Origin of the sequence: Caballeronia telluris (assembly GCF_001544495.1) — a bacterium.
In the GTDB taxonomy this organism is placed as follows: domain Bacteria; phylum Pseudomonadota; class Gammaproteobacteria; order Burkholderiales; family Burkholderiaceae; genus Caballeronia; species Caballeronia telluris.
The window spans coordinates 1-6,687 of record NZ_FCNZ02000078.1 but is presented as its reverse complement, the minus strand read 5'-3'; the positions used below and the strand labels follow the sequence as shown (position 1 = coordinate 6,687).

Annotated in this window: 4 protein-coding genes; 2 read left to right on the top strand and 2 right to left on the bottom strand. The window is 61.9% G+C overall.

Features of this window, described 5'->3' with window-relative positions; translation table 11 throughout:
• Positions 1-333 precede the first annotated feature (333 nt).
• A complete protein-coding gene (locus AWB66_RS31830) occupies positions 334-3,798 on the bottom strand; it encodes an adenylate/guanylate cyclase domain-containing protein (RefSeq protein ID WP_235021349.1) in 3,465 nt (1,154 codons plus the stop codon).
• A 316-nt stretch (positions 3,799-4,114) separates the two neighbouring features.
• On the opposite strand from AWB66_RS31830, the gene AWB66_RS31825 reads away from it, so the two are divergent.
• Positions 4,115-4,543, top strand: coding sequence for an ACT domain-containing protein (locus AWB66_RS31825; protein WP_087633966.1), 429 nt, complete (start codon positions 4,115-4,117; stop codon positions 4,541-4,543).
• A 177-nt stretch (positions 4,544-4,720) separates the two neighbouring features.
• Here the strand turns inward: AWB66_RS31825 and AWB66_RS31820 are convergent, their stop codons facing one another.
• Positions 4,721-5,743 carry a metallophosphoesterase family protein gene (locus AWB66_RS31820; RefSeq protein ID WP_235021348.1) on the bottom strand — a complete coding sequence of 341 codons (1,023 nt, stop codon included), beginning with the start codon at positions 5,741-5,743 and terminating at the stop codon, positions 4,721-4,723.
• A gap of 64 nt (positions 5,744-5,807) precedes the next feature.
• Here AWB66_RS31820 and AWB66_RS34765 point away from each other — a divergent pair, with 64 nt between their 5' ends.
• A complete protein-coding gene (locus tag AWB66_RS34765; RefSeq protein ID WP_235021347.1) occupies positions 5,808-6,035 on the top strand; it encodes a hypothetical protein in 228 nt (75 codons plus the stop codon).
• The last annotated feature ends 652 nt before the right edge of the window (positions 6,036-6,687 follow it).

The following is a 6,687-nucleotide window of genomic DNA, read 5'->3' as shown; positions in this document are numbered from 1 at the left end:
AAGCGACGAGAGAACGCGAGGTCGTCGGCACGGCCGTGTGTTGAGGAGTGTGGCGTGGGCCGGAGTAATGAATGACGCTGCCCTTCACCGAGTAGCCATCTTTCGCTCGGTGCCGGCGGATACGTGCAGAAGGGGATTGCACGAAAGTCCGCGCGGTTTTGACTTCTAGGTCAGCTACGCTCTAAAGTCGCATAGCAAAAATACTGTAGTCCACGACGTTCGCGGCTACCAGGCATTTCGGACAAAGGCAGCCGTATCCCGATCGCACAGTGCGAATAATGCGCTCTCGCCGTATAGCGAATGCCCGCGCAGACCACAGAGGTCGATGAGCACTCAGGCGCCGATGGCCATTGCACCAGGAAGCAGCCGTTGACGTGACCTGCCCATCATCGTCCGAAACGGGTCTGGTTCGGAGGTTGCGACAGACAGCAAGCGGCCCAGGAAGCGTCGTTCGGTCGCATCATCAGTGTGACGGTCAGATGTCGGCTCAGCGCAGGAACCGGTCATGCGCGACCGCCTGGAACGAGTCTGCATGCTACGAAAGCGCGACATCGATGGGCGGGAGGGCGTAAAGGAAACCGAACTTCCTGCCTTCCCGCCGAAGCCGCTCGAGTTCGGCCAGCGAGAGCGGGCTTCGATCGCCCTTCGCGTATGCGACGAGCGCGCGCGGGCGACAAAAAATGTCGAAAACGGCGCTGGCTCGCGGCGCGCGTATTCCTCGAGCGCCGCGGCATGATGCGCGGCCCGATCCCAGAGTCCCCGATCGATGCATGCGTCTATCGCATCACGTCGAAAGCGAAAGTGGTTGTGACTCACCGCACCGGCGTCGAGCAAAGCTTCCCCTTCCGCGAGTGCGCTTTCGAAGATGGCCGCGTCATCGGTCGCCAGCGCAAGGACGCCCAGATGGCTCGCTCCCAGATAGGTCATGCCGGTTTCACGACTGATCGCCAGCGCCTGTCCGATGTCGTCGAGCGCTTCGCGTCGCCGGCCTGCTACGCGATGCAATTCCGCTCGAAGCGCGATTGCGTCGGCTTCGAACCGCCTCGATTTCAGCTCGCGCGCGCACCGCAGCGCCGAGCCGACATGCTCCCACGCGCGATCCCACTGCGCGAGATCGTGCCGGAATTTCCACGCGGCGTGGTGGGCCACGGCAAGCGCGCGGAGATGCCCCACCTTCTCCGCTGCGGCGACACAGGCGAGTGCGGTATCGAGGCCCGTCTGCGCGTTGCCCGCGTACCAGTCCGTGATGGCGCGCATCGGCAGGTTGGCGGCTTCGATTCGTGCGTATCCGTGGCGTCGGCAAATTTCGATGCAGCGGCCGAAGGCGTCGCGTGCGCTGATCATCCGGCCGCGCATGTACTCGGCGTCGCCGAGGCCGCCCAGCGCGGCCGCCTCCTGTTCGGGGTCGCCCGCTTCGCGAGCGAGCGCGAGGCTCTGTCCGTGTTCGCGCACGCAGCCGTCGCTATCGCCACGAGGGAAGCATAGATTTCCGCGCAGGAAGTGAATGCGCGCCTCCTCGCGCAGAAGGCCCCGGCCTGCGGCTGCGGCGGCGCAATCGACATCGGTCCAGGCGCCGTCGAGATCGTCGATGACCCGCTTCACGGTGGCGCGTCCGATCCACGCGCGGCAACGTTCGTCGTCGGTCGCGGCAAGTTCAAGGGCGGTTTCGAATGCGGCGAGCGCCGTCGTCATATCATTCATGTCGTGCAGGACCGTGCCTCGCAGGCATTCGAGTGCGACGTGCGCGCTGTGCGCATCCGCGAGCGCCAGCCCTCGTTCGACCAGCCGGAGCGCGGATTGATGGCGATAGAGCGATGCCTGTGAGCGTGCCGCGTCGAAATAAGCGAGCGCGGCCTCGCGGTCTCCCGCGCGATCGAGATGTTCGGCCCGCAGGACGGCGTCGCGCTCGGCATACCACTGTGCGGCGCGACGATGCAGTTCACGGCGACGGCTCTTTAGCAGGCCGTCGTAAATGGCGTCGCGAATGAGTTCGTGATCGAAGATGAAGCCGGCGCCCTGACGTCGCAACAGATGACACGTCTCGAGCGGTTCCAGCGCCGCATCGGCGCCATCGAGAAGATGATCCACCGCGTCCTTCTCGAAGAACTGGCCTAGCACCGAAGCCACCTGCGCGATGGCCTTCTTGAGGATGAAGCCGGTCCAGCCGTGCCTGCACGAGACTGCGCACGGAACCCGGCACGCCGCTTGCCGCGCTTTCCTCCGCGTTGTTGAGCAACTGTTCGAGGAACAGCGGGTTGCCTGCGGCGCGAGCGATGCAGCGCTTCGCGAGGTCTGCCTCCGCACCGGGAAACGATCGGCCATGACGTTCGCCTCGCAGGCGCTCAGCGGACCGAGATCGATGAGCGTGCATTGCGCGCCGGCGGCTGCGCGCCACGATTCGTCGACCGGATCGCCCGAAGTCCGCGTACTCAACACCAGCACGGGCGGACACTCCGCCACCGTCGCGGAAAGCGCGGCGAGGTCGCGAAGCGTCTGTCCATCGGACCAATGCACATCTTCGACGGACAGTACCCGGGCGTGCTGGCGGCTCGCGCGTTGCACGAGCCGGGTCAGCACGTCCAGTCGGCTGCGAACGCGCATCGCGTTATCCATGGGTTCGTAGACCGTGCGGTCCTCGAACGTCAGTGGTACATCGACCACATCCTTGAGAAAGAGCGCGCCGCTGGCATCAATCAGACCGCCGGTGATGGCCCGCTCAATGCCGGTCATACAGGCTTTCACGTCGGCCGCGTCGTCCAGGGACAAGAGACCGCGCACGAGAGACTGGACCGCGCCCCGTCCGAATGCCGCGCCGAAATCGAGCACGAGGCCGCTATGACATGCGAATCCCGAGTTCCGCGCGTCGCGTCCGAATTCCGCGACGAGGCGCGTTTTACCGATGCCAGCCTCACCTCGCAGCACGACCGTGCGTCCGCGCCCGGTCTCGCGGCACGCCTCAAGCACTGTCCGAAACTGCCGTAACTCATCGCAGCGTCCGACGAACAGCCAGCCCGGCGTCGCGCGTCGAAGACCTGCGATGCACCACACCGGGACCGGGTTCGCGAAGCCCTTGACGGCAAGCGCGCCGCGTTCGACGCAGTCGAGGCGATGAGCCAGGGGACGCCGCACGGCTTCGGATATCAGGATCTCTCCCCGCGCGGCCGCGTCGGTGAGACGCGAGGCCAGGTTGACCGTATCGCCTGTGACGGTGTACGCCCGATACGTCGCGCTGCCGGTGCTGCTTGCGACGACCTCGCCGCCCGCAATGCCGATATGCGCCACGACCTGGCGCTCCAGCGCGCGGGACAGGTTCGGCATCGCATCGCTAATCGCGAGTGCTGCCCGCACGGCGCGCTCGAAATCGTTTCCACGCGAGACCGGTGCACCGAACACCGCCATGATGGCGTCGCCGACATGCTTGTCGACGTGTCCGCCGTGCTGCTCGACGATGCGATCGACGTGCTCGAAGTATCGATCGAGCAAAGCGACGATTTCTTCGGGATCGGCTTCGCGGCTCATTTCGGTGAAGCCACACAGATCGGCGAAGAGCACGGCGACTTGACGTCGTTCTCCCTTTGCTTCGGCTGGGTCCAAGGCGGCTTGACGGGGCCCGGTTCGCGCCCGCAGTTCAGCCAGCGCGTCGAGCAGCTTTCGGCGATGCCCGACCGAGGCGACACCGAGTTCCTTCAGATCGTCCACGGTCAGATTGCACAGCACGTCCGCGTCGATGGCGTTCTCGCGGAACGCCGGCTCGTACCGTTCCATTCCGAGGCCGCGCAGCCAGGCGGTGACGTCCACGATCTCTCCCGGGCGGAAGGAGTAAACCACTTAAAAGATAGCACGGGAAATTCATTACGCACCGCTGCCTTGGCTTCTGGCGTTACAACGTCCGCAAGACCGAGTCGGCTCGAATGGCCGGAGCACTCAGGTATCCGACGTAAGCTCCGAGTAGAGTGACCGTCGGAAACGGGTCGCGTGCCGAAGATCGCCTACAGGCGGAGGCCGGCCAATTTCACTCTTCGACATTGGCCTTCAATTGGTCGACAATCCGCTGATATCCACCAACCAGCAGAGCCTTAAATGATGTGGAGCGCGATGCCGCACAGGAGGTAACATGAACCCAGTTTCGGATCTCTCTGTCTTGTTAAAAACATTGGAGCCGGAGCTTAACCCGGGGGTGTTTGTGTTTGCTTCGGTCAAGGACGGCAACGCCATTGACCCGGCCGTCATTGTTGCGTCAATCCGCGAGCCCGAGGGCTTGTCTGTTGTTACGAGTGAGGTGGATGCGCGGATCAGCGGTTTGAATGCCTTCTTCAAATGCGCCTGGATTACGTTGACCGTGAATTCAGCCTCGGAGGCGGTGGGGTTGACCGCAGCATTCGCCAGTGCATTGGGTAACTCCGGAATCAGCTGTAACGTGGTGGCAGGCGCGTACCACGATCATATTTTTGTTCCTCTGGAATCGGCAGAAACGGCGATGCATGTACTTCGGTTGTTGCAGACGGATGGAGTTACCGCGCAACAACCAGCAAATAGTGTTTAGTTCTCGGATTTAAGATTACGAGGGACCACGTCAGACGCAAACCGGCCAACGAGCGGCCGTTCGACGCCTCTCAGTTCTTCGTCGACAGTCCGCGATCGAGTCCGTGATGGAAAATGAGCCTCAGCGACCGATCGGCGACAGCCTCCAAGTAGAGTCAACGACTGACCTTCAACGCGTTCATTTACCTTTCTTGCGCCTTTTCGTCTGCGCTTTCGCAATCGTATTCGTGTCGGCGAGGGCGTGAATCTGCGATGCCAGAGCGAATATGCCGGAGTCACGCGCGGCGTAATGAGACAGCTGGCGCGCTGTCAGGTCGACGGTCACTGAATCGTCGGGTGCCTTCGTATGCGGTCCGTCACTGGCTGAATGATATTCAATCCGCAACTGTGCGCTGTTTGCCACAATGCGCAGATAACCGTAATTCTGGTCGTCGTAGTTCTCGAAGGCGACCGCGTCGGTGCCGTTGGATGCGGGCTGGATTAGTTGCGGCGCCCGCAGCGGTGGCTGACCGTTCGTCGTCAGCCGCTGGACGTTATGGCCGCCATTGCCGCACACGATGTACGGGATTTGCGTCCCGTCCGGTCGTGTCCGCGTGAACCGCTGATAGTTGTGCGCGTGCCCTGCGAGGTCAGCATGCGGCCAGACGCCGACTTCGTCGCAGATCGTATCGATCTGCTGTTGCATTTCGATGCTCCATCCATGCCGCCCACGCACAACGTATGAGGGGTGATGATGAGCGAAGATTAGCGCGCCGCTGTACCGCTCTTTCTTGACGCGGGTTAGCGCAGATCGCAAGAAATCGAGCTGGCTGTTCCCAATGTCGGCGTTCGCGATGACACCCGGGTCTTCCAGCGTGTTGCTGTATAGCGTGATGATCCGGACAAAGGGCGCCTCAAATGTAAAGAAGACGCCCGGTTGAATCTGGGCCGTGCGCGACAGATTGCCGGCCTCGGGCGAAACCTTAAAGCAGTCAGAGCAGAAGTTACGAAGAAATGCCTGGAGACTCTTCTCGTGCTGCAGGGGCGAGATCATTCCATCATGGTTGCCAGCCACAGCGAGTATCGGTGCGTGGTAGTCGCGATAAGGCTCGTAGAACTGGTCGTAATAGTACTGCGCCTCGCCAAAGCTGTAGACGATATCGCCGAGAAGGAAATTGAACTGGGGCACCTCTGCCGGATCGATCTCGTCGAAGTCGCTCACCATCTTGTCCGAGACTTCGTTCTGCGTTTTTTGGCCCTTTGGTGCTGCCGCAATCGCCGGTCGAATGGAAGACGATCTGGCCGTTTGCGGTGATTTGATCGAGTACGCGCTGGTTATTATTAAGGACCTCCGCCAGTGTGACGCACGGCTCAACACCTCCACGAGGAGCAGGAAAGGGCAGGGCCTCCAGCTTCTGCTCGCGGTTCAGCTCGTCGATTGCTTTGTAGGCGGCAGCGTCCGAAGCGTGCCTGACGACAAAGGTCTGCGGGTCTGGCGTCGGCTGCGGTTGTGAGAATACGGGCGCGGCAAGGACTCGTCCGTTGTTGTTACGGCTCTTTCCAGGGGCATCGGCGCTGCGCTTTGTAGACATTGGCAATCTCCAGAACGCGAGATTACGCAGACTAGCACCTGTGTGAACGATGCGAAAGTGGAATGAGTCGCCGCGACTCGCACGGTTCTTCGACGAGGAAATGCCTTCCCGGCAGTTCGACGGACCCGGTTGGCAGCCATGGAACTGCGGCTGCCAGCGATTGAAGCGTCGGCTTCGGAGAACAGTAACAGGCCGCTCAGGGACGACTACCGCCGACTGCATCTCCCGGAAGCGCACGCTCGGTCATGGTAGCCGCAGACGGATCGCCAATGACCGCAACGACCGAGCACCCGGCTAACTATGCGAATCGACGAACGGCTGTTGTACCCCGGGAGCTGTCGATTAGGTGGGGCCTGGTCCACCCTCCGTTGAGGGTCGACTGCAGTCGGTGCCGACAGGCAGAGCCTGCCCTGTATTGACCCGTAAGCGAAGATCTAGATACTAACTGATGTCGTCTATTCAACGTTCAGTTATTGTGGCTCTTTTAAAAATGCAGTGGGTAACGGGCTCATGAGGCATGGGGGTTGAAGGCGGACAAGTCGAGCTTGCCAGCAACGAGAAAGAGGACCGTGCG